Below are 23,315 nucleotides of genomic sequence, written 5' to 3' on the forward strand. Positions count from 1 at the left end.
CCTTTTAAATCTATATCAAAACAGTAAATATAGATTATTTCATTGCTTTCATTCAATACAGGAATTGATATGGTTGCAGTTAGGTCTGAGGTTACGATAGATGTATATGGCTGTGTAATTGTGTAATCTTTTTTGCTATCACTTTTTTATAGTATGGTCTGTTAGACCTGTCATATCCTTTAACTTTTTTTGGGATTTTTGAAGAAAAGATAGGGTTAACAACATTGTCAGAAATCTGAACTCCATCTTTATCTAAAACGTAAACAAGCTCAATATATGGAAACTCTATGAAAAATTCTTCAGAAAATACTTTATAAAATAAATCTTCGTCGAAATTATCTGCAGGAATTTTATCAATGTAGGTTTTTAAAGCTGTACATAACCTGTGTCTGTTTGATTCTAATAAATACTTGGTTTTTCTAACCATTGTTTTCTCCTTTGTTTTCTCCTTTAATGGAAAGTTTCTATTAAATATTTAGCAATACTCGTGCCATTTTATTAAGTATTTGACATTTGTTAATTTTGGAAAGAATTAATTTTTATCTTGCATAAAAAATATGCAATCAACAATTCTGCTCTGTCTATTTTTTGTTTAAAAATTCTCAATTTAAATATTCAAAAATTTTTAAGTAATTGAATTACTAATATTTTTTAAATTGGCATAACACTTGCTTTAAATGATTTTAACAACATTTGAAAGGAGGAAATGGTTATGAAAAAAGTTGAAGCCATCATTAAGCCGTTTAAGCTTGATGAAGTGAAAGATGCTTTGTCAACGCATGGAAACTTTGGTATTACAATCACAGAAGTTAAAGGCTTTGGAAGACAAAAAGGTCATACAGAAGTTTATCGTGGTGCTGAGTATGTTATTGATTTCGTGCCTAAGATTAAGATTGAAGTGGTCGTAGATGATGCAATCGTTGAAAAAGTAATAGAAGCAATAATTACTTCTGCAAGAACGGGGAGGGTTGGGGATGGAAAGATTTTTATCTCCCCTGTTGAAGACGCGGTAAGAATTAGAACTGGTGAAAGAGGAACAGAAGCTTTATAAAAAATTTAAAGGAGGTATAGTTATGAAAAAGCTGTTGTTTTTAACGGCAAGTTTGGTTCCGTTGTTATCTTATGCGGAAGAGGCTAAGAAATTAGATGTAGGAAATACTGCTTGGGTTTTGGTTGCAACTGCATTGGTTATGTTGATGACACCGGCAGGACTTGCTTTATTTTATGGTGGCATGACAAGGTCTAAAAATATCTTAAATACGATTGGAATGAGCTTTTTAGCTTACTGTGTTGTTTCTGTGGTTTGGATAGTATGGGGATACTCGTTGGCTTTTGGAACTGATGTTGGAGGAGTAATTGGAAGTTTAGAGAATATATTTCTCTCCGGAATATCTGTAAATGATATTTGGGCAACCGGAAATATTCCAACGTTGTTGTTTGTTGCATTTCAGTTAACGTTTGCTGCAATTACTGTGGCATTAATAAGCGGTGCTGTTATTGAAAGAATGAAGTTTCAAGCTTGGTTAATATTTGCTATTTTATGGGCAACTTTTGTATACTCTCCTATAGCTCACTGGGTATGGGGTGGAGGATTTTTATCAAAATTAGGAGCTTTAGACTTTGCCGGTGGAACTGTTGTTCATATAAACGCAGGGGTTGCTGGGCTTGTTCTTGCAATACTACTGGGTAAAAGAAATGATTATGGCAAAAAAGCTATCTTGCCATCTTCAATCGTGCTAACAGTTGCCGGTGCAGCTTTATTATGGTTTGGATGGTTTGGTTTTAATGCAGGTAGTGAACTTGGAGCAGATGGAATTGCAGCTTCAGCTCTTTTAGTAACAAACACAGCAGCAGCTCTTGGAGCAATTACATGGATGTTAGTTGAGTGGATGGTAACTAAAAAACCAACTTTACTTGGTGCAGCTTCTGGAGTAGTATCAGGTCTTGTAGCAATTACACCTGCAGCAGGTTTTGTAGATATAATAGGCAGCATAGTAATAGGTTTAGTATCTGGTGTAATCGGTTTTATTGGCGTTTACTGGTTAAAATCTAAGTTAAAATACGATGATTCCTTAGATGCTTTTGGAGTGCATGGATTAAATGGTATATGGGGTGCGATTGCAACGGGTATTTTTGCAAATCCAAACGTAAACTCTGTCGGAAAAGGTCTACTGTATGGTAATCCGGGACAGGTAATAGTCCAATTTGAAGCAGTTTTAGCTACCATAGTCTATACAGCTATCATGACAGCTATTTTATACTTCATCACATCTATTTTAACCGGTGGAGCAAGGGTTGACGAAGAAATAGAAGTTGTTGGACTTGATGAATCAGTTCATGGAGAAAGAGGCTTTGAAATCTAATAAAAATTTTAATTTAAAGGAGGTATTTGTCATGAAAAAATTAGCAGTACTATCAGGAGCAATCTTCAGCGTTGCAGTTGCAAATGCTGGACAGATCACTGTAGCAAACAGTGATATTAAAATTGATGGAGCATTGACAACAGGCTATTTTACATCAAACAACACTGGTCCAAGCAATAGCAATCATGACAGCTTTAAAGTGTCTAACTTTATTCTTGGGCTTAGCTCTGATGCAAAGGATGGAGGAATTGGCTTTAATGTAGGATTTGGAACAGTATTACTTCCAACAGTTTATGACGGTGGATTGGTTGATAATAAAGCTATCATAAACAAAAGCTTTGGACCTATCTATGCAGTATTAAGCTATAAACCAATTAGCAGTCTAACACTTGATGCAGGACTACTTACAACAAACATTGGATACGAACTTGCAACGTCATTTACAAATCCAAACATCACATACGGAGCTGTATGGTCTGCACAGCCATTTATTTATCCTGGTGCAAGAATCACTTATGCAGTAGGAGATATTAAATTCTACGCAGAAGCAAGCAAAGATAAAGGATATTCAGATGGAAACACTTCACTTCCAACTTCTGGAGCTTATGCGGTAGGTTCTCTCGGTACGCTTTATGGTGTTAATTATGCAATATCTTATTATGATTACACAGCATACAAAAACTTGGTAGATATTGTCCTTTCAAAATCTATTAATGATAATTTAGACGTAGGAATTAACTTTGACTATCAATGGTTAGATAGTACAGCAAAAGTTTCTGGAAATGATAGTAAAGGCTACGGTGTAGCTGGCTATGTTGTTCCAAAATTTGGTAATTTATCTTTACCTGTTAGAATTGAATATGTGAATGATGGTTCTAAGGGAAAAGAAAGTGGTATTTATAATAGTGTATCTAAAGCCTGGACTATTGCAGCAACTCCAACATTTAGACCAACAAAAAACACATACATTAGAGCTGAAGTTTCTTATGTAAACTCAGATGAGAAAATATTTAAAGATAGCTCTGGAAATTCAAAAGATACAAAAGTATCTGCTGCTGAGTTAGGATTTTTGTTCTAACAAGTTTTCAGGTTAAACCTCCAACACCTTACCTCCAAGGTTTAAGCCTTGGGGGATTTTTATATTTGATGTTAAGTGCTTATATAGGGTGTTCTAAAATTTTTGTAAATTTACCTTTTTGTCATCCTGAGGATGTAAGTCCGAAGGATCTTATTTTTTAATATTTTTTTAATATTTTTTGAAAAGAAAAAAACAGGAGATTCTTCGCTTCGCTCAGAATGACGATGTGAATTTTTGGAACACTTTCGTTAAGTGCTTGTATAGAGAGTATTTTAAAAATTTCTGTTAGTTGTATGATGTATATAATATAAATTTAGCTTGTCTTTGTTGAGTTATCCTAAAGCCGAAGGCTAAAATGTTTCCTCTTAAAAGGAGAGAAAATGAGTGAATAAGTTAGAAGTAAAATGGAGAAAATTCTTCGCCGGAAGCAGAATGACAAATAATGTTATCTTTCCTTTAATGTTTATCAATCAAATTTTTTTGTCATCCAGCAGCGCAGTGAAGGATCTCATTTTTTGATTTTTTGATTTGAAAAGAAAAGTAAGAGATTATTCGCTTCGCTCAGAATGATAACATTGACTCGTTCCGTGTCATCCTGATGACGTAGTCCGAAGGATCTTCTTTTTAATTCTGTAAAAATCACTACTAATTTCTCACCCCCAAGTATATAACTTTTAAAAAATATTTATTTATCAAAATCTTACGTTATTTTTTAAAATTTCTTAACATTTATTTCATGACAAATTGTTGCATAAAAAATATGCAATCAAACATTGTTATATTAAAAAATATTTTAAATTCAATATCTTTTTAATCTGAAATAAATTATCTTATTGCATTTAATAAAACAGTGTTTGAAAATTAAGGAAAAATTTGACATACAATTTATTTTCAGTAAAATACTGTTTGATTTTAATAAATATAACTCTGTTATAGGAGGTTTAAAAAATGGAAAAGGCAGATTTACTTTTGAAGGTTGATGAAAAATACTATCCTCCAAAGGAGATAGTAGAAAATGCCTGGGTTAAAGATTATGAATCTCTTTACAAGAAGTCTATTGAGAATAGAGAGGCTTTCTATGAAGAGATTGCTAACGAATTAGAATGGTTTCAAAAGTGGGACAAAGTTTTAGAATGGAACTATCCTTATGCAAAATGGTTTATAAATGCTAAAACAAACATCACTTATAACTGTATAGACAGACATGTAAAAAATGGCAAAAGAAATAAGGTGGCTTTTATCTCGGTAGATGAGGAAGGAAATGAGAGAAAGGTGACTTACGGTGAGCTTTTAGATTTAGTTAGCAGGCTTGCAAATGGTTTAAAATCTCTTGGAATTAAAAAGGGTGATAGGGTTTCTATCTACATGCCTAACACTGTTGAAGCTGCAATAGCAATGCTTGCTTGTGCAAGAATCGGGGCTATACATAGCGTAGTTTTTGCAGGATTTAGCGAAGGAGCTTTAAAAATCAGAATAGATGATGCTAAGGCTAAGGCTGTAATTACTGCAACTTATACAAAAAGAAGAGGTAAAAAAATACCATTATTCCCAACAGTAAAAGAAGCAATTAGAGATTTAGATTTTGTAGAAAAAATAATACTTTGGGATAGAGATAACGAGCTTTCTGACGAGTACGAAGAGTATAACGTAGTAGATTTTTACAAGCTTATCAAAAATTCATCTAAAGATTGTCCGCCGGAGATTCAAGACGCAGAAGACCCATTATTCATACTTTATACATCAGGAACAACAGGAAAGCCAAAAGGCGTTCTTCATACTACCGGCGGATACATGGTTAATACGTACATGACTTCAAAATATGTTTTTGACTTAAAAGAGAATGATATTTATTGGTGTACAGCAGACGTAGGTTGGATTACTGGTCATAGTTATATTGTTTATGGACCTTTGGCTAACGGTGTTACTTCAATCATGATGGAAGGTGTGCCAGTATATCCACATCCGGGTATTTGGTGGGAGTATGTAGAAAAGTACGGCGTTAACGTGTTCTACACAGCACCAACTGCCATAAGAATGTTAATGAGATTTGGAGATGAAATACCGGCTAAGTATGATTTATCAACATTAAAGGTTTTAGGTTCTGTTGGTGAGCCAATCAACCCAGAGGCATGGCTATGGTACTACAAAAATATAGGAAGAGGAAAAGCAGTAATCGTTGATACATGGTGGCAAACTGAAACAGGAGCTCATATGATTACAACAGTCCCAAGCTATCCTGCAAAACCGGGTAAAGCTGGTAAACCAATGTTTGGAATTGAAGTTGCAGTAGTAGATAAACAAGGAAATCCAATGCCACCAAACCAAGTTGGTCATTTGGTAATCAAAAACCCATGGCCTTCTATGCTTAGAACTTGCTGGGGAGAGCCAGAAAGATATGAAAAATACTGGAATGAAATCCCTGGCTACTATTCAGCCGGAGACTTAGCCGCAATAGACGAGGAAGGTTATGTGATGGTTGTTGGTAGAGCTGATGATGTTTTAAGCGTAGCAGGACACAGAATCGGTACTGCAGAAGTTGAATCAGCTATTGTAGAAAACAATGCAGTAGCAGAAGCAGCAGTAATTGGAAAGCCTAACGAAATCAAAGGTGAATCTATTAAAGCGTTTGTAATCTTAAAAGAAGGATATGAGCCTTCAGAAGAGTTAAAAGAAAGAATCAAGGATACTGTAAGAGATGTTCTTGGACCAATAGCTGTTCCGGACGAGATTGAGTTTGTTGATAAATTGCCAAAAACAAGAAGCGGAAAAATAATGAGAAGATTGTTAAAAGCAAGAGAACTTGGCTTAGAAATTGGCGATACTTCAACATTAGAAGAATAAGATTTTTCATACGCCCTCCTTCTTTTGAAAGGAGGGTTTTTTATTGATTTTTAAAGCAAAATATAACAATGTTATAAAGATGATAATAAAACAATGTTTTAAATAAATTTTATACCTTTGAGTGAGAAATTAGCGGTTTTTATAGAATTTAAAAATGAGATCCTTCGGACTTACGTCCTCAGGATGACAAGGTAAGAGTAGGGGCGATTCATGAATTACCCTTCCGAAAGTAAAATTGTCATTCTGAGCGAAGCGAAGAATCTCATGTTTTTATTAAATTTCTCATCCGATGTATTAAAACAATGTTTTAAATAAAATTTATAAAAGGAGGTTAACATGAAAAAAACACTTTTAGTAGCAGCGTTGTTATCAGCTACAGTAAGCCAATCTATGGCAGCTAATGACCTTGAATCTGCATTCAAAGAATCAAAGGTCATGGGGCAGTTTAGAGCTTTCTACATTGACAGAGATTATGATGTTGCAAACAGTAAAGGTGATAGGTCAGCCTTTGCAATTGGTGGAAAGTTTGGCTTTGAGACTGCAGCAGTAAATGGCTTAAAATTTGGAATCATGGCTTACACTACAAACGGAATCAACGCAAATCGTGAAAGTTGGCGAAATAATCCACCGTATAACGGAAACCCTCATATGGACCCTTCTTTATTTGGGAAAGATAGAAAAAGCGTCACTTATATCGGTCAGTTGTATTTAGATTACAAATATCAAAACACGGCTGTTAAGATTGGAAGACAAGAGATTAACACTCCAATGGCTGGCATGGACGATGCAAGAATGCTTCCAAACCTTTTTGAAGGTGCATTAATCACAAATAAAGATATACCAAAAACAACCATTATAGCAGGACACTTTTGGAATATGGCATACGGAACATTTGCAAACGCTTACTCTGCTTGCTCTTATTTGGGTTTACAATCAGGTTATGGTTGTGGTGGATATACTGCATTAAATCAGGGCTTAGCTAAATATGACACAGGAAATTTCTTAAACATGGGTAAACAAGCTATTGGAAAAGCAAACGCTGGTGTTTCTGTGATTGCTGCAATCTATGAAGGACTACCAAACTTAAAGCTTCAAGCTTGGGATTACTACGCATGGGATATGCTTAACATTTTATACTTACAAGGTGATTATACGTTAAAACTATCTGATGTAAAAACTACATTGTCAGCTCAGTATATTAACGAAACAAACGTTGGAAACAACATTAAAAATGTATTTGGAAAAGAAGTAGGGGCAAATTTATTCGGTGCTAAGGTAAACTTTAATATTCCAATGCCTGTAGTTGAAAACTTTAATCTTTATGCTGCATACTCTCAAACCGGAAAAGATGAAGGAAAGCTTTTAAACGGTGGATTAATCACTCCATGGGGCGGAACACCGGGATTTGTACAAGGTACTGTTACAAGACTTAGTTATGTAGCTGATACATCTGCATGGAAAGTTGGAACATCTTTTGACATAATCAAAGGATTAAACTTACACCTTGCATACTCATATTTTAATGTAGGAAGTAAAGCTGTGTATTCCAACAGAACCCACGATGCTTCAGAAACAAACTGGGACTTAACATGGAAATGTAGATTAATTAAAAACCTTGAGTTAAAGGCAAGAGGAATTTACACATGGAACTTTGTACCGGGTCAAAACTTTACAGAATACAGACTTATTGCAAACTATAATTTCTAATAATTTAAAAAAGGGAGGTAAGGCTATGAACAAAGGATTGATTGAAAAAATCAAAAATGACCCAGATTTTCAAAAGCTTGTAAAGGAAAGAACAAGGATAATGATTATCCTAACATTGGTTGAGCTTGTAGTTTACTTTGGTTTTATATTGTTGGTTGCATTTAACAAAGAGTTTTTAGCTCAAAAACTTGGAGAAGGTGCAACAACTATCGGCATTCCAATAGGAATTGGTGTAATCGTAATCTCATTTCTTTTAACAGGAATCTATGTTTATATAGCTAACAAAGATTTTGATGAATTAACAGAAAAAATAAAGCAAAAGTATGCAAGGGAGGTGTAAGCTATGACTAAAAGGAGTTTGATGTTTTATCTATTAAGTGTGGCTGTTGTAGGATTTGCCTTTGCAGCCGGCGGATTAGAAGGACCGGTTCAAAAGCAAGCTGTAAACCCACTTGCAATAACGATGTTTATAATCTTTGTTGCTGCAACCCTTGGAATTACATACTGGGCTGCAAAAAGAACAAAAACAGCTAAGGATTTCTACACAGCAGGCGGTGGAATTACAGGATTTCAAAATGGTCTTGCAATAGCCGGTGATTACATGTCTGCTGCATCTTTCCTTGGAATTGCCGGACTTGTTTATACATCCGGATATGATGGATTGCTTTACTCTATTGGTTTCTTAGTTGGTTGGCCTATCGTTATGTTTTTGCTTTCTGAGCCGCTTAGAAATCTTGGAAAGTATACCTTTGCAGACGTAACATCTTTTAGACTTGAACAAAGAAGAATAAGAATTCTTGCTGCAATTGGTTCTCTGTCTGTTGTAACATTCTATCTTATTGCTCAAATGGTTGGTGCTGGTAAGCTTATACAGTTGTTATTTGGTTTACCTTACTCAACGGCTGTTATAGTTGTTGGTTCATTGATGATAATCTACGTTGCGTTTGGTGGAATGCTTGCAACAACTTGGATTCAGATTATAAAAGCTATTTTACTCCTTGGTGGCGCTTCATTTATGGCGTTTATGGTGTTGGTCCATTTTGGATTTAGTTTTGAAAATCTCTTCCAAACAGCAGTGTCGGTTCACTCAAAAGGTGAAAAGATAATGGCTCCGGGTGGTCTTGTTTCTGACCCATTAAACGCTATCTCTCTTGGACTTGCTTTAATGTTTGGAACAGCTGGATTGCCACACATCTTAATGAGATTCTTTACAGTTCCTAACGCGAAAGAGGCAAGAAAATCAGTATTCTTTGCAACAGGCTTTATTGGATACTTCTACATCTTAACGTTCATCATTGGATTTGGTGCTATTGCTTTATTCGTTCAACATCCAGAATACTTCCAAAATGCTAAACAAATCGTTATTGATGGAATTACTAAAATAGTTGATGCTAACGATCCTGCTAAAAACTTAATCGGTGATAAAAAGGCTCTTGTTGGCGGAGAAAATATGACAGCTATTCACTTAGCCGAAGCTGTTGGTGGACCTGCGTTTATGGGATTTATCTCTGCGGTTGCTTTTGCTACAATCCTTGCAGTAGTATCCGGTTTAACACTTGCAGGAGCTTCTACTGTATCCCACGACCTTTATGCTAACGTTTTTGCAAAAGAAAAAGATGAACAAAAAGAAGTTAAAGTTTCCAAAATAGCTACAATTATCATTGGTATCTTTGCAATCATCCTTGGAATTGTTTTTGAAAAACAAAACGTTGCGTTTATGGTTGGTTTAGCTTTTGCAATTGCCGCATCTGTTAACTTCCCAATTCTTATCTTATCTATTTATTGGAGAAATTTAACAACAACAGGTGCATTCTGGGGCGGACTTGCAGGCTTAGTTGTAGCTCTTGTCTTAATCGTTATCTCTCCAACAGTTTGGGTTGACGTACTTAAAAATCCAGAGCCAATCATAAAACTCAAAAACCCGGCTATCTTCTCAATGCTAACTACTTTTGTATTAACAATACTTATCTCTAAACTTGATAACAGCCAAAGAGCAAAAGAAGACAGAGAAGGATTTGAGCCGCAATATATTAGAACCCAAACAGGTATAGGTGCAGAAGGTGCTATACATCATTAATTAATTTTTATGGTGGGCTTATCTGCCCACCTCTTACATAAAGGAGTAAAATAATGAGCATCGTTGATATAGAGCTTTATCTAAAACAAATCTATCCATTTGAGCTTTTAACCAATCAAGAACTGTCAGAGATTGTAAATAACTTAGTCATTGAATATTACAATAAAGGTCAAAAAATAGAAGATGTTGATAATTATCTTTATGTTGTTTTAAAAGGCGTAGTCGTTGAAAAAGATAGTCTTGGCAATGAGGTAGGTTACTTTGGTCAAGGAAGTTTTTTTGATATCAGCAGAGTGATTAACGGGTCTGAAAACATTTTCGAAGCCTTTGAAGAGAGTATTTTATACAAAATAGATAAAAAGATAATCCTAAAACTTATTAATGAAAATGAAAGATTTGGAGAGTACTTTAAAAAATCTACAAAAGAAAAGCTTTCTTCAATAGCTTCAGAAAATCCGTACTTCTTTTTGAAAGTAAAAGAGGTAGAACTCCAACAGCCGGTTATAGTATCAAAAGATACAACCATCTATGACGCAGTCAAAGAAATGACAGAAAAAGGAGCCTATTCGGTCATAGTTGATTTTGGAAATGGTGAGTATGGAATCATTACAGACTCAGATATAAGAAAAAAAGTTATACTTCAAAATATAAGCACTTTTGAAAACGTTGAAAAAATAGCTACAAAAGGACTCATTACAATAAATGCAGATTCATTTTTATTTGATGCAATATTTTTGATGATTAAGCATAATATTAAAAGAGTTGTTGTCGAAGAAAACGGCAAGATCATAGGCATTTTAAACGAAATTGACTTACTGTCTTTATACTCTAACCAGCCACAGTTTTTAGCTTTGAGAGTTGAAAGAGCAAAATCAATCAAAGATTTGAAAATCCTTTCAGATTCCATTGCAAGAACTGTAAAGATTCTTCACAAAGAAGGAATAAGAACAAGACACATTATGAAAATCGTTTCGGAGATAAACACAAGGATATTTAAAAAGGCATTTTTACTTACAGCACCGGCAGAGCTTTTAAACCATTCAAGCCTCATTGTTATGGGAAGCGAAGGAAGAAAAGAGCAGATTTTAAAGACAGACCAAGACAACGGTTTAATCCTTGAAGATGGCTATCAAAATCCAAATTTAGAAGCTATTTCACAAAACTTTATAGAAGCACTAAAAGAGCTTGGCTATCCAGAGTGTAAAGGAAATGTAATGATTACAAATCCATATTGGAGAAAATCTATAAGTGAGTTTAAAAACTCTGTTATTGATTATGCAAATCATATCACACCGGAAAATATGCTAAACTTGGCCATTCTTATAGATGCTAAATATATCATCGGAAGAGAAGACCTTTGCAATGAGCTTATAGACTTTATGTTTTCAAAAATTTCAGACAATAAAACGTTTTTATCATATTTTGCACTTCCTACCATTCAGTTTAAAACACCACTGACATTTTTTGGCACTTTTGAAACAGAAAAGGGTGAACATAAAGGAGAATTAGACATAAAAAAAGGTGGTATCTTCCCAATCGTTCATGGCATAAGGTCGTTAGCAGTTGAAAACAAAATAAGAGAGACTAATACATTTGAAAGAATAAAAAGACTGTCAGAAGTAGGTATTTTTAACAGAGAGTTTGCATCAGAGCTTATAGAAGCATTAGAATTTTTCCTTACTTTAAGACTTAGAGAGAGACTGAGAAAGATGGAGATGGGCAAACAACCAGATGATTATATCAACATTAACTTACTTTCAAACTTTGAGAAAGACCTTCTAAAAGACGCCTTTAAAATCGTAAATAAATTTAAAGATTTAATCATCAATCATTTTAAACTAAACTATATATCGTGAATAGCATATTAGAAAGATTAAGCTTTTATTATAAGAAAAAACGATTAAAAAATCCAAAATACAGCTTTCTGTTTGAAGAACCACCGGAAAATGAGTATGTAGCTTTTGATACAGAAACTACAGGTTTAAATCCAAAAGTTGATGATATTTTGTCAATCGCAGCAGTAAAGATAAAGGATAATAAAATACTTTTAAATGAAAGGTTTAACGTAATTGTTAAACCAGATAGAGAAATTAACGAAGACGCTATAAAAATTCACGGACTTAGAAAAAAAGACCTTGAATCCGGTATACCAATAGAAGAAGCAGTTGATAGATTTGTACATTTTATAGTAAGCAGACCACTTGTAGGTTATTACTTAGAGTTTGACGTTGCAATGATAAACAAATATTTTAAAAAACTCTCCGGAACAACATTGCCAAACAAACAGATAGAAGTATCGGCACTTTATTATGATTACAAAATCGGATTAATTCCACAGGGATTTGTTGATTTAAGATTTGATTCTATCCTCAAAGATTTAGACATACCTACCTTTGGAAAACATGATGCTTTAAATGATGCCATCATGACAGCACTGATTTTTTTAAAGTTAAAAAATAAATAAGTAGGGTTGTCTAATGAAAGAAGTTAAACTTCCTTTTTTAGAACATATAGGGGCTGTTATTGAAGATTTAGACCAAGAAAAAGCAGTATTAAGCATAGATATTAAAGATTATCACTTACAACATCTTGGATACGTTCATGGTGGAGTTATATCCAGTTTAGCAGATAACACAGGATGGTATGCAGTAATTTCAAATTTACCGGAGAATAAAACTTCTGTAACAATTGAGATAAAAATTAACTATCTAAAACCGGCAAAGGAAGGAAAATTAAAAGCGATAGGAAGAGTCTTAAAATTAGGTAAAAGTGTAGCCTTTGCAACGGTGCAGCTGTATTCAAACGATGACCTTGTAGCATATGCAACAGGAACCTATGCTATATTAACGATGCAGCAAGTTGAAAAACTTTGACTTAGCCAAGTTGACATAAAATAATCTGATGTTATTGTTCTAAATCTGCACGTAGAATCCTAGATTTTTTGAATTTTTTGCCCAACCTTTGAGTTATTACAAGAGGTTACGAAATAAAGCACCGCCTAAAGCGGTGCAGGATATATCAGTTAAAAATTAACCGCAAGAGAATGAGTTTCCGCAACCACAAGAGCCTACTGCATTTGGATTTTTAATTGTAAATCCACCACCCATAAAGTCCATAACGTAATCTAAAACTGCTCCGTTAATATAAGGAGCTGAGAATTCATCGATAGCGATTTTTACGCCATTTTCAGTTTCAACTACTTTGTCATTTTCTGCAATTTCATCATCAAATCCCATAGCGTACTGGAATCCAGAACATCCGCCAGGAACTACCCTAACCCTTAAAATTGGGTTTTCAATTTGATTTTCGTCTGCTATTCTTTTTATTTCTCTAGCAGCCGCTTCTGTTACAATAAAATTTACTGTTTGTACTGACATATTCGATTCCTCCTAAATAAATTTTTCTCTATCTAAAATATTACATAATATTTTTTATTGTTATGATACATATCAGAAGGAGTTGTATTCTGAAGCTGCTTATAAACATCATATCGTCATTTCTGTATAAATCATACCAGTTTGGGAAAAATCCGATTCGTTCGAATTCATAATATCACAAAAGTATTGTAAAGGTGATTTTTTGTTTAAACTATGATGAGGTCTTTCTGTGTTATACCATAACATATATTACAGCATCTTTTTTTTGATACATAACGATTTTTTAAAGAACAGAATTGTTATTTATATATGGTAGATTTTGATACACCAAAAGCTTCAACTGCAAGTTTTACTACAGTGTTTTAAAGCAAATTCTACAACTTGTAATCTAAAGATTATTTCTGGATGTTTTTGCATAACATCATCTAATTCTTTTACTTGTTTTAAAAGCTTTCTTTCAAGTGTATTAATTCTCTGAATGTAGGTAGATGTTCCTACTTTCTTTCTCATCTTTATCCTCCGATTTTCATGATTTTAAATTCTTATATAATATTTTCCCATGTTTCTTTTAGCTTGTACACGCTTCACTTAGAATGACACCGTAGAGGGACAAAGGCAGGGATTCTTTGCCCGGCTTTAAAATGGTGATCAAAATATCATTTAATTTATAGACTTAGTTAAAGTTTTAAAGTGATCTTAGTACTCTGCAATTTATCCCCACCTTCATATAGAAGCGGGGATTCTTGCAGGGTTGTGTTAAATTATTTTATTTTTTCTGGAGATTTTTCATAGTTTGAATCAAAGAATTTCAAAAATTCATCTGTTTTATCTAACTCTGGCTTTCCATAGAGTACAGCTTGTTTGTCTAAGATTAATGAATAATTTTTAGCCTTTGCAAAAGCATCTAAATTCTTTTGAACAAGGTTCATAAATTGACCTAAAAGCTCATCTCTTCTTTTTAAAACCTCTTGTTGCTTTTGTATAGCAAAAGCCTGGAACTCTTCTTGAGACTTTTGGTCTTGTTTTAATGTTTTTTGTTTGGCTTCAATTTCAGCCTGTGCTTTCTTTCCGGCTTCTTCTAAAAGCTTCTGTGCATCTTTACCGGCTTTTGAATCATTAACGATTGTTGGTGTGTCAATAAACACAATGTCCGCTGCTTTTGCTAACGTAAAAGTTAGCATTAAAAACCCTGCTACAGCCAATGATAAAAGCTTCTTCATAAATTCCTCCTATATTAAAAATTATTCGATCGTACATATACACTGCGGTCTTTTAATTCTAAGTGCTAAAATTTCAAAAACACGGAAATAATGATCCATATTATCATAGTTTAAATATGATGTTATCATGTCCTGAGATATAAACAGGTCTAAATTTTCAATTCCGGTTGATACAACAACGGCTGTAAATTGTGGTATAACTGGCGTTGTAAACACTCCAACGTCAAACAGTTTTTTAATCTGGTCTATTTCAAGAATGCCGCTATTTCCATATAATCTATGTAGCATTGCATAATCTTGAGGATTTAGAACCAAAGCAAAGTTATTATAAAATCCATTTTCATTTAATTTAACGATACCGTTTAGTATATCTTTAAAAGCTTCTCCTGTTTGATTCCAGTCAGAGATTGATATTGAATTTTTACCTTCAACATTTAATAATCCCGGAAAACCTGTTTCAATATCTCCATGGAAGATTAATCTATCTTCTGCAATAGCTACCTGAGATGCAGCTGCAGCAGCAACGCTAAAATCAATAGGAATGTTAAACTTTTTAGATGATTCTATGTCTCTCCAATGAATTTTAAAATCTTTGTAAATAATTGGCAGAGGAAGTATTTTTCTTTCTTTGACTTTTACAACACCACAATCTACTTCACCAAAAAGACCACAAGCTCCGGTATTTCCATCTTCTATATAGTCATATGGAACAAATTGAACAGACGGATAATATGGTCCTGATATTTCTATAAATCTTCTTCCTACTAAGATTCTTCTTGCTGTTTCAACCACTACTTTATCAATCCTTTCCCAATCGCTTTCTGATAAAGGTGCTTCATTTCTTTTTAAAAATTCCATAGCTTTCCTCCAATATGAATGTAATTATAGCATAAATTTAGACAGAGATTTTTACCTTGTCAAATTTTAGTAAGCGAAATATATTATCTATCCCACAGCCTTGAGGTGGTTCGCGGTAGCTTTTAAGCTACTGAGGAAAGTCCGGACTCCGCAGGGCAGGGAGCTGCCGAAAGGCAGGTAGGGGTAACCTTACAGATAGGGCCACAGAAAACAAACCGCCGATCCGCACACCTTTTTAGGTGTGGTCATGGAGGCAAGGGTGAAAAAGTGGGGTAAGAGCCCACTACCTGCAGTGGTGACATTGCAGGTTGGCAACCCTCTCCCGGAGCAATCCCAAGTAGGAAGGCGCTATTAGGCTTGCCCGGCCGATGCCTTCGGGTTGGGAGCTTAGATAAATGACCACTAAAACAGAATCCGGCTTACTCCAAGGCTGTGGGGTTTAAAAGTGAGTTATAAAGAGTTATGGACAAAGATTTTTATAAACCTCCCTTGTCCAAAAGCCAAGCTAAGAATGAAACTGTTCCAAAAAACCCGCACTGTCATTTCGAAGCCGGCAAAGAATTTCATATTTCTCTTTTCAGGTCAAAAAATCAAAAAGGAGATCCTTTTGCTTTACAGCCTCAGGATAACAAGGAAAGGTAAACTTATAATAAATTTACACTCTCACAAAGAAAAGAGATTAACCAAGTTTATGTAAACCAAGAGTGTAGCTATCGTGAATATTTAATATTTGTCTATGCAAAAGGGAACTCAAATAGTCTCTAGACTTGATTAAAATTTTATAGCACTTATTGATATTGCTGAACCTTTATGCATGTTAAAATTAGGCTTGAAATTAACACAAAAATTACATATAATTTTTTATGATTTAAATCAATAAAATTTTGGAGGTGTTTTTATGAAAAAGATTTTATTATTCATCTTGGCTATCATGTTTAGCGCTTCTTCTTTTGCTTATACACTACAAGGCAGTACAAAAAACTATCCAAAGAAGTTGATTGAAGTTGAAAATCTTGTTAACGAAGAAGGTAAACCTACAAAACTATCTGATTTTAAAGGAAAGGTTGTTATTTTATACTTTGGCTTTTCTAACTGTAAATATGTTTGCCCAACAGTAAACGCAGCATTAAAACAGGTTGCAGAAAAGTTAAATGAAAAAGGTTTGAGAGATAAGTATCAAATTGTATTTATTACAGTAGACCCAAAAAGAGACGACCCTAAAACATTAAAAGAATATAAAAAGACAAGGGCATTGGATGAATTTACTTTCTTGACCGGTAAACCTGAAGACCTAAAGAAAGCTTGGGACGCTTACGGAATAGAAGTAAAAGAAGTTGAAAAACCTACTGATGAACATGCGATGCATGAACATATGCACATGCATGGTGGACAAGGTAAAATGAAGATGATAACTCATACACCGGTTAAGACAATCATCATAGATAAAAATGGAAATATGGTTGAGGAATATTTAGGAATTTATTTACCGGTTGATAAAATTGTTGAAGATGTCGAATATTTAATTAAACAATAGCCGATACAAGAAATGGATAAAGGTAGGTAATTCATAAGCTATCCGCCACAATGAACAAACGATATTAAAAAAGATAAATTCTTTGCCAGCGGCAGAATGATAAATTAGAACGCGCTTTAATTTACAACAATTTTAACTTCTTATTCTTTGTATTCCTTCTTTTCACTTTCAATATACTTCTTTGCATCAGTGTACATATTTTTAAATCCGGCTATAAGACCAAGAAAAAAGAAAATTATAGTTAGATAAGGCGATGTGCCAAAATATTTATCTAATAAATAACCAATGGCAACACCTACTATTACACCGGAGACTAAATGTAATCCAATTGTTAAAAAAGATAAATTTTTATTCATTCAATCCCAACACATCTTGCATATCATAAAGACCGTTTGGCTTACCTACAATCCATTTTGCAGCTTCTAATGCACCTTTAGCAAAGATATCTCTTGAAGTAGCTCTGTGAGTTAATTCTATTCTTTCACCCATTGTAGCAAAGATAACTGTATGTTCGCCTACTACATCACCACCTCTAAGAGCAAACACTCCAATTTCTTTATTACTTCTTTCACCTGTCAAACCTTGCCTACCATAAACGACTTTTTCTATTCCTGTTGCTTTCTTTAAAATATCCACAATCTTAACCGCTGTGCCAGATGGGGCATCTTTTTTATATCTATGATGCATCTCTATAACTTCAATATCAAAACCTTTATCTTTTAATGTTTTAGCTGCTTGTTCCACAAGTTTAAATAACAAATTCACGCCTATGCTCATATTGGGAGCTAAAACAATTGGCATATCTTGAGAAAGCTGTTTTATCTCTTCCAATTCTTTTTCATTAAATCCTGTTGTTCCTATTACTGCATATTTTTTGTTCTTATCTGCTGCTAAAATTCTTAAATGTCCTAAAACAGCCTCAGTATTGTTTGCAAAATCAATCAAAACATCAAAAGCATCAATTACTTGAGAAACATCAGAAACAACAGGAGCTTTTACATCCTTGTTGATTATTTCGCCGACTGTTGAATGCAAGTGAGCACAATCAGGATTCTCTATGCCAGCAACAATATTTATATCTTTATCTTCTAAAGCTAACTCTGCAATCTTTCTTCCCATTCTTCCCATGATGCCAGAGATTGCTATATTAACCATTCACCTCTCCTTGACCAAATATTACTCTTGAAAATTCATTTAATAATTCATTGGCTTGATGTGGTGGAACTATTGATGGTGCTAAAGCCACATCTACACCTGGTTTAAATAGCTTTGTTTTTACGAGATTTTCAATTTCCTCCATGTCTTGAGCTGTAACGTTTTCATTAAAGACGTCCTGTGGGTCTTGGTCTGTTATAAAAAATCCTGCAAAAACAAATGCGTAAGCTTTTTTCTCCATAATAAAATTTCTCCTTTATTTTTGAATGTTATAACATAGTTAAAAATCAAATAATAAAATACGTTGGAGCTATAAATCCAGCAAATACAAGAGACCGTTTCCTTTACTCTGAATGATACTTAATGCTACCGTTAATTACGATACTTATGGGTAATCTATGACTTGATTCTACTTTTTACCTTCTCTATAATTTCAAGGGCAAATGTCTCCTGAATTAACTATAATTCATCACTATAATAAAATTAAATTCCCAACCTCTTTCATCTCAAGAGATTGGGAACGAAACCTGAGATTTTTAATTATTTTTCTTCTTTTGTACCCATTTTATACATTATAGAGCCCCATAAGAAAACCAACTGAATCAACATTAAAACTAATAAAATAGCTTCTGCAATTGGAATTCCGCCATATGTCATTTCCATGACCAACACCTCCTATTAGTGTTTTAAAATAAATTCTGCTAATGCTTCTTTTTCTTCCTTAGATAATTTCTTTGTAATTTCCAAATTTGGCTTCATTACAGCTTCTTTTGCAGGGTCTACAATTGCTTTTCCTTCACCACTTAAGAATTTAATTAACCCATCTTTATTTCCTTTATATACAGATGCAATTTTATTTAACCCAGGTCCAACAGTATCTGCGTTCGGTTGATGACATGCAGCACAGCCTTTCGACTTAAATATTGCTTCACCATCCACTTTAGCTATTTGCTGTTTAGATTCTTCCTTCGATTTGACTGACTCTTGCTTTTTCTCTTCTTTTTGCGCCTCTGGTTTTTGTTCTTGCGGTTTAGCTTCTTCTTTTACTTCTTGCTTAGCTTCTGTAGCTTGTTGTGGTTGTTGCTGTTGTTGTGCAGGTTGTTGTGGTTGCTGTGCTTGTTGCTGTGGTGCAGGCTGTGCTTCTCCGGTCGCTGGAGTCTCTTCTTTCTTTTGACATGCTGTTAATGCTATTGTCGAAGATAATAAAGCTATTGTTAATAATTTTGTTCTCTTCATTTTTTCCTTCCTTTTAAACTTTTTTATAGAATAATAATAATACTTTTTAATAATTTTATCAACTATAAAATTAAACTTACTATTATTCTATCACTAATTTATAATCCAAGACCACAAATATTACCTGACCCTTACAAAATAGTTAATGAAGATTACATAGACCTTCTTATGAGTTTAGTATACAATGGATACGGTAGAAAGCAAGATAGATTCTACATTAAAAAATTTAGGTTTAAACTACTTTAAAACAAGAGAGCTTCCATTGGATGTGTTTGTACTGTATATAGATGCATATCACTGTGATATAAAAGAGAAAAACAAAATCAGAAAAGCTTCTGTTTACGTAGTTCTTGGAATAGATTTACAGGGAAATAAAGATGTATTTGGATTTTACACATTTTTCAGCAATGAAAACAAAGCAGATTGGATAAAAGTATTCAATGATTTTGATAGATAGAGGACTAAAAAGGTAATGCTTATAGTAAGTGATGATTTTCCTTCAATATCAAAAGCCATAGAAACGCTATTTCCTTATACAAAGAGATAATTTAAAGAATAAAAAATGGAAAAACCTATACCTGCTTTTAAAGGAGCTTCTTATGAAATTTTACACAAAATTATTGACAAGTCTCAAAATTTTAAAGCACTTTATATTATCTTTTCACCTCTAAATAACTCTACATATTCACTTGCTCTCTCTTTTATGTTTTCAGCAGTCCATATATCACTTATTACAGCTACTAAATCAGCACCAAGCTTAACAAGTTCTTTAGCTCTTTCGACAGTGATACCACCTATTACGCAAACAGGTATTTTTAAAAATCTTTTAGCTTCTGTTATTACAGATTTATCAATGACTTTAGATTTAGGCTTTGTTGGAGAAGGGTAAAAACTTCCAAAAGCAACATAAGTAGCAGATAAGCGCTCCATCAATATCGCCCTTTCAACATCTCCATAACAAGATACACCAACGATTTTATCTTTTAAAACTCCTCTAATTTCTGATATATCCACATCTTCTTCTCCAACATGAATTCCGTCAGCGCCAGACTTTAAAGTCAATTCAAGCCTGTCATTAACTATGAATAAGGCACCATATTTATGGCAGAGATTTTTCAAATCCTTAGCTATTGGTAATAAAAAGTCATCAGTATTATTTTTATCTCTCAACTGAACTAATTTAGCACCGCCTTTTAGAGCTTGTTCTACCATGTCAAAAATTTTATCGTATGGAGTTAATTTTTCATCTGTGATTACATATAAACCCTTTAGCATGTCTTACCTCGCTAATTTTTTTTAAACATTTTAAACTTTTTAAATTTTCGTTTAAATGTTTAAAAATTCATTTTGAAACATTATAATACCGTTTTATGATATAATTAAATCCAACATTTTCAAAGATTGCTGAGGTGATACAATAGCAAAAGATGGATAATAGCGACCGTTTTAATCTCGAAAAAATAAACAAATTACTTTTATTTTACATTCTTTTATATCTAATTATTCAATCTTGTGAATCAAAAAAAGAAAAAGATGCTGTTAAACTAATTCAAGACAGGATTGAAAATGTAATTTCGCAAACTACTCCATCTGTGGTAACTATTTTCACAAAACAGAATAAAGAAAATTCTTTATTGCTTAAAGATATAGATGACGAATCTGTTGGTTCTGGATTCGTTTTTAAAAAAACATCTAATTATCTCTATATAGCCACAAATGCACATGTGATTGAGAAAAAAGGAAATGTTTTTGTTAGATTTTATAATGATAGAGTTTTTAAGGCTGAAGTTGTAGGGGTTGATACAAAAACCGATATAGCCGTTTTGAAGGTAAAGCTGAATAATTTTAACAGAGATATAAAATCTCTAAAATTTGAATACATAGAGAATGTAAAGCCAGGGATGTTTGTGTTGGTTGCTGGTAGTCCTTATAATTTGGGACATACTTACACATTTGGAATTATATCAGCTATGAACAGAGAAGTAGGTATTTCATCCATAGAAAGCTTTATTCAAACAGATGCTTCTATTAACCCGGGTGATTCTGGTGGACCACTGCTAAATCTTGACGGAAGGGTTGTCGGAATGAGTATAGCCACAGTGCAAACTGGGCAAGGTATCGGTTTTGCTATTCCTGTAGATATACTACAAGACACTGTAAATCAATTAATAAAATACGGTAAGGTTAAAAGAGGTTGGATTGGTATAGTTGTAACAGATGTATCTGAAGAGATAAAAGAAAGAATGAATATAGACGGTGGTGCTTTGGTATTAAAAATCGAGAAAAATAGTCCTGCTTCTGGAACTGGTTTAGTAGTCGGCGATATTATAACAAAAATTAATGGTAATCCAATAAAAAATTCTAAAGAATTTAGGCTATTTTTAAACAAAGTAAAACCGGGAGATATGATAGAGCTTGAAATTATAAACTCAAAAGGAAAAAGAACTATAACAGTAATTCCGATAGAAAAAGATTAGTTTTTAGTGTATTTTAAAGTAAGAGTGCTGTTAAAATTTTTATAAACTTTTCCTGGACTATTTAAAAAAATTTTTGATAAGTATGTTTATCTTGACTACTACTATCAATACAGTTCTAACTCTACTTTACTTAATACTTCTCCTTTACTTTTTCTTGCTACTACAATATTTTCAAGTCTTACACCACCAAGCCCGGGAATATAAATCCCCGGTTCTATCGTAAAGACAGTATTTTCTTGAAGAATATTTTCATTATCTTTATATATTCTTGGTTCTTCATGAATGTCTATTCCTACTCCATGACCTGTCGAATGGGTAAAGTATTCACCATATCCGTATTTTTCTATAACTTTTCTTGCTGCTAAATCTATTTCTTTTATGGGAATTCCGGCTTTTACAACAGATAAAGCTTTTAAATGAGCTTCTTTTACAATATTGTAAATTTTTTCAAACTTTGGATTTGATTTTCCTAAGAAAATAGTTCTTGTAAAGTCGCTACAATATCCTTTATATTTCATTCCCATATCTATAAGCAGTGGTGCATTATTTTTTATCTTGTGGCTAGATGTTTCCCAGTGGGGTATAGCAGAATGTTTACCTGATGCAACTATAGCCGGAAAGCTTTCACCTGTCCCGCCTTCTTCAAAAATATAGTTTACAATTTTTTGCCTTACAGAGCTCTCAGGTTTTCCTATTAAACTTGGAATATCTTCTAAAACTCTTTTATATACTCTGTCTGTCTTTCTAACGGCTTGAGCAATAATCTTTATTTCTTCTTCAGATTTGACCATTCTAAATTCATTTAAAAATCCTTCAAAGCCAATAAAATTGATACCTGCATCTTTTGTAAGTTTTTCATAAAAAGATAAAGTTATTTTATCTTTCTCAAATCCAACATTTTTAAGATTTAAACTCTCTAAAATCTCTTTTAAATGGTCTAAGCCTTTTTTATTTCCTTCTCCAAGTTTGATAACATTAAAGTCTTTAAGTTTTTCTTTAGCATTATCATAATATCTAGAATCTGTAATAAAATATTTTTCTTTGTCAGTTAAAATTACAAAAGCATTTGATGAGTTAAACTTTGACAGATAAAAAATATTGGAGTGCGAAGAGAATAAAAATCCATCTAAATTTTCTCTTTTGATTTTCTCAAAAATTTTTTCAAACATCTACACTAACTCTCTAATTTTTTCTTCGACTTCTTCAATGTTTGTAGCTAAGGCAACCACCTTTAATAATTGCTTTAACTTATCAACTTCTTCAACTTTATTTATTATATCTACAAATTTAGAGCCTTTATCACCGAATTTAGTTTCTATTAGATCTATTAAACTTTCTTTAATTCCCTCTTTAATTCCCTCTTTAATTCCCTCTTTAATTCCCTCTTTAATT

At 33.3% G+C, this 23,315-nt stretch carries 25 protein-coding genes, 1 other RNA gene and 1 pseudogene; 14 read left to right on the forward strand and 13 right to left on the reverse strand.

What is annotated here, in order from left to right; all coding sequences use genetic code 11:
• Positions 1 to 91: 91 nt before the first annotated feature.
• Complete coding sequence (locus Q0929_RS01040; protein WP_299237736.1) at positions 92 to 427, reverse strand: hypothetical protein; 336 nt, start codon at positions 425 to 427, stop codon at positions 92 to 94.
• Between the two features lie 285 nt (positions 428 to 712).
• On the opposite strand from Q0929_RS01040, the gene Q0929_RS01045 reads away from it, so the two are divergent.
• The 10 genes from Q0929_RS01045 to Q0929_RS01090 all read left to right on the forward strand — a co-directional run bounded on the left by Q0929_RS01045 (position 713) and on the right by Q0929_RS01090 (position 12,939).
• A complete protein-coding gene (locus tag Q0929_RS01045) occupies positions 713 to 1,051 on the forward strand; it encodes a P-II family nitrogen regulator (protein WP_299237737.1) in 339 nt (112 codons plus the stop codon).
• Positions 1,052 to 1,073: 22 nt separating this feature from the next.
• Complete coding sequence (locus Q0929_RS01050; RefSeq protein ID WP_299237738.1) at positions 1,074 to 2,363, forward strand: ammonium transporter; 1,290 nt, start codon at positions 1,074 to 1,076, stop codon at positions 2,361 to 2,363.
• 31 nt (positions 2,364 to 2,394) lie between these two features.
• Positions 2,395 to 3,441 (forward strand): outer membrane beta-barrel protein, encoded by a 1,047-nt coding sequence (locus Q0929_RS01055; RefSeq protein ID WP_299237739.1) that lies wholly within the window; start codon positions 2,395 to 2,397, stop codon positions 3,439 to 3,441.
• Positions 3,442 to 4,389: 948 nt separating this feature from the next.
• Positions 4,390 to 6,282: an acetate--CoA ligase gene (gene acs / locus Q0929_RS01060; protein WP_299237740.1), complete on the forward strand. Its 1,893-nt coding sequence runs from the start codon at positions 4,390 to 4,392 to the stop codon at positions 6,280 to 6,282.
• 336 nt (positions 6,283 to 6,618) lie between these two features.
• Positions 6,619 to 7,989 (forward strand): OprD family outer membrane porin, encoded by a 1,371-nt coding sequence (locus Q0929_RS01065; RefSeq protein ID WP_299237741.1) that lies wholly within the window; start codon positions 6,619 to 6,621, stop codon positions 7,987 to 7,989.
• Positions 7,990 to 8,014: 25 nt separating this feature from the next.
• Positions 8,015 to 8,329, forward strand: coding sequence for a DUF485 domain-containing protein (locus Q0929_RS01070; RefSeq protein ID WP_299237742.1), 315 nt, complete (start codon positions 8,015 to 8,017; stop codon positions 8,327 to 8,329).
• 3 nt (positions 8,330 to 8,332) lie between these two features.
• Positions 8,333 to 10,066: a cation acetate symporter gene (locus Q0929_RS01075; protein WP_299237743.1), complete on the forward strand. Its 1,734-nt coding sequence runs from the start codon at positions 8,333 to 8,335 to the stop codon at positions 10,064 to 10,066.
• A gap of 53 nt (positions 10,067 to 10,119) precedes the next feature.
• Complete coding sequence (locus Q0929_RS01080; RefSeq protein ID WP_299237744.1) at positions 10,120 to 11,922, forward strand: putative nucleotidyltransferase substrate binding domain-containing protein; 1,803 nt, start codon at positions 10,120 to 10,122, stop codon at positions 11,920 to 11,922.
• Positions 11,919 to 12,530 carry a 3'-5' exonuclease gene (locus Q0929_RS01085; protein WP_299230039.1) on the forward strand — a complete coding sequence of 204 codons (612 nt, stop codon included), beginning with the start codon at positions 11,919 to 11,921 and terminating at the stop codon, positions 12,528 to 12,530. The genes Q0929_RS01080 and Q0929_RS01085 overlap by 4 nt, the downstream gene beginning before the upstream one ends.
• Positions 12,531 to 12,543: 13 nt before the next feature.
• Positions 12,544 to 12,939, forward strand: a complete 396-nt coding sequence (locus Q0929_RS01090; protein WP_299237745.1) for a PaaI family thioesterase — start codon at positions 12,544 to 12,546, stop codon at positions 12,937 to 12,939.
• Positions 12,940 to 13,095: 156 nt separating this feature from the next.
• Here the strand turns inward: Q0929_RS01090 and Q0929_RS01095 are convergent, their stop codons facing one another.
• The 4 genes from Q0929_RS01095 to Q0929_RS01110 all read right to left on the reverse strand — a co-directional run bounded on the left by Q0929_RS01095 (position 13,096) and on the right by Q0929_RS01110 (position 15,521).
• Positions 13,096 to 13,443, reverse strand: coding sequence for an iron-sulfur cluster assembly accessory protein (locus Q0929_RS01095; RefSeq protein WP_299237746.1), 348 nt, complete (start codon positions 13,441 to 13,443; stop codon positions 13,096 to 13,098).
• A 336-nt stretch (positions 13,444 to 13,779) separates the two neighbouring features.
• Positions 13,780 to 13,953, reverse strand: a complete 174-nt coding sequence (locus tag Q0929_RS01100; protein WP_299237747.1) for a hypothetical protein — start codon at positions 13,951 to 13,953, stop codon at positions 13,780 to 13,782.
• A gap of 251 nt (positions 13,954 to 14,204) precedes the next feature.
• On the reverse strand, positions 14,205 to 14,663 hold the full coding sequence (locus tag Q0929_RS01105) for an OmpH family outer membrane protein (protein WP_299237748.1): 459 nt from the start codon (positions 14,661 to 14,663) through the stop codon (positions 14,205 to 14,207).
• A 21-nt stretch (positions 14,664 to 14,684) separates the two neighbouring features.
• Positions 14,685 to 15,521: a family 1 encapsulin nanocompartment shell protein gene (locus Q0929_RS01110; RefSeq protein ID WP_299237749.1), complete on the reverse strand. Its 837-nt coding sequence runs from the start codon at positions 15,519 to 15,521 to the stop codon at positions 14,685 to 14,687.
• 94 nt (positions 15,522 to 15,615) lie between these two features.
• On the opposite strand from Q0929_RS01110, the gene rnpB reads away from it, so the two are divergent.
• Both rnpB and Q0929_RS01120 read left to right on the forward strand, forming a co-directional pair.
• Positions 15,616 to 15,959: RNase P RNA component class A (gene rnpB / locus Q0929_RS01115), an RNA gene on the forward strand.
• A 460-nt stretch (positions 15,960 to 16,419) separates the two neighbouring features.
• On the forward strand, positions 16,420 to 17,055 hold the full coding sequence (locus Q0929_RS01120; protein ID WP_299237750.1) for an SCO family protein: 636 nt from the start codon (positions 16,420 to 16,422) through the stop codon (positions 17,053 to 17,055).
• Positions 17,056 to 17,195: 140 nt separating this feature from the next.
• Here the strand turns inward: Q0929_RS01120 and Q0929_RS01125 are convergent, their stop codons facing one another.
• The 5 genes from Q0929_RS01125 to Q0929_RS01145 form a co-directional block, all read right to left on the reverse strand.
• A complete protein-coding gene (locus Q0929_RS01125; protein WP_299237751.1) occupies positions 17,196 to 17,411 on the reverse strand; it encodes an AtpZ/AtpI family protein in 216 nt (71 codons plus the stop codon).
• Complete coding sequence (gene dapB / locus Q0929_RS01130) at positions 17,404 to 18,210, reverse strand: 4-hydroxy-tetrahydrodipicolinate reductase (protein WP_299237752.1); 807 nt, start codon at positions 18,208 to 18,210, stop codon at positions 17,404 to 17,406. The genes Q0929_RS01125 and dapB overlap by 8 nt, the downstream gene beginning before the upstream one ends.
• Complete coding sequence (locus tag Q0929_RS01135) at positions 18,203 to 18,451, reverse strand: hypothetical protein (protein WP_299237753.1); 249 nt, start codon at positions 18,449 to 18,451, stop codon at positions 18,203 to 18,205. Before Q0929_RS01135 ends, dapB begins: the two co-directional genes overlap by 8 nt.
• A 299-nt stretch (positions 18,452 to 18,750) precedes the next feature.
• Positions 18,751 to 18,873 carry a hypothetical protein gene (locus tag Q0929_RS01140; protein ID WP_299237754.1) on the reverse strand — a complete coding sequence of 41 codons (123 nt, stop codon included), beginning with the start codon at positions 18,871 to 18,873 and terminating at the stop codon, positions 18,751 to 18,753.
• A 15-nt stretch (positions 18,874 to 18,888) separates the two neighbouring features.
• Entirely contained in the window at positions 18,889 to 19,446 is a 558-nt protein-coding gene (locus Q0929_RS01145) for a c-type cytochrome (RefSeq protein WP_299237755.1), read from the reverse strand.
• 184 nt (positions 19,447 to 19,630) lie between these two features.
• On the opposite strand from Q0929_RS01145, the gene Q0929_RS01150 reads away from it, so the two are divergent.
• Positions 19,631 to 19,903: a transposase gene (locus Q0929_RS01150; RefSeq protein WP_299237756.1), complete on the forward strand. Its 273-nt coding sequence runs from the start codon at positions 19,631 to 19,633 to the stop codon at positions 19,901 to 19,903.
• Positions 19,904 to 20,094: 191 nt separating this feature from the next.
• Here Q0929_RS01150 and thiE read toward each other — a convergent pair whose 3' ends face one another.
• Positions 20,095 to 20,721: a thiamine phosphate synthase gene (gene thiE / locus Q0929_RS01155; RefSeq protein ID WP_299237757.1), complete on the reverse strand. Its 627-nt coding sequence runs from the start codon at positions 20,719 to 20,721 to the stop codon at positions 20,095 to 20,097.
• A gap of 152 nt (positions 20,722 to 20,873) precedes the next feature.
• Between thiE and Q0929_RS01160 the strand changes: the two genes are divergently transcribed.
• Positions 20,874 to 21,923, forward strand: coding sequence for a trypsin-like peptidase domain-containing protein (locus tag Q0929_RS01160; RefSeq protein ID WP_299237758.1), 1,050 nt, complete (start codon positions 20,874 to 20,876; stop codon positions 21,921 to 21,923).
• 104 nt (positions 21,924 to 22,027) lie between these two features.
• Here the strand turns inward: Q0929_RS01160 and Q0929_RS01165 are convergent, their stop codons facing one another.
• Together Q0929_RS01165 and Q0929_RS01170 are read right to left on the reverse strand one after the other, a co-directional pair.
• Positions 22,028 to 23,092 (reverse strand): Xaa-Pro peptidase family protein, encoded by a 1,065-nt coding sequence (locus tag Q0929_RS01165; protein ID WP_299237759.1) that lies wholly within the window; start codon positions 23,090 to 23,092, stop codon positions 22,028 to 22,030.
• A pseudogene (locus Q0929_RS01170) lies at positions 23,093 to 23,315 on the reverse strand (hypothetical protein); the annotation flags it as partial.

Source organism: Sulfurihydrogenibium sp., from assembly GCF_028276765.1.
GTDB lineage: Bacteria > Aquificota > Aquificia > Aquificales > Hydrogenothermaceae > Sulfurihydrogenibium.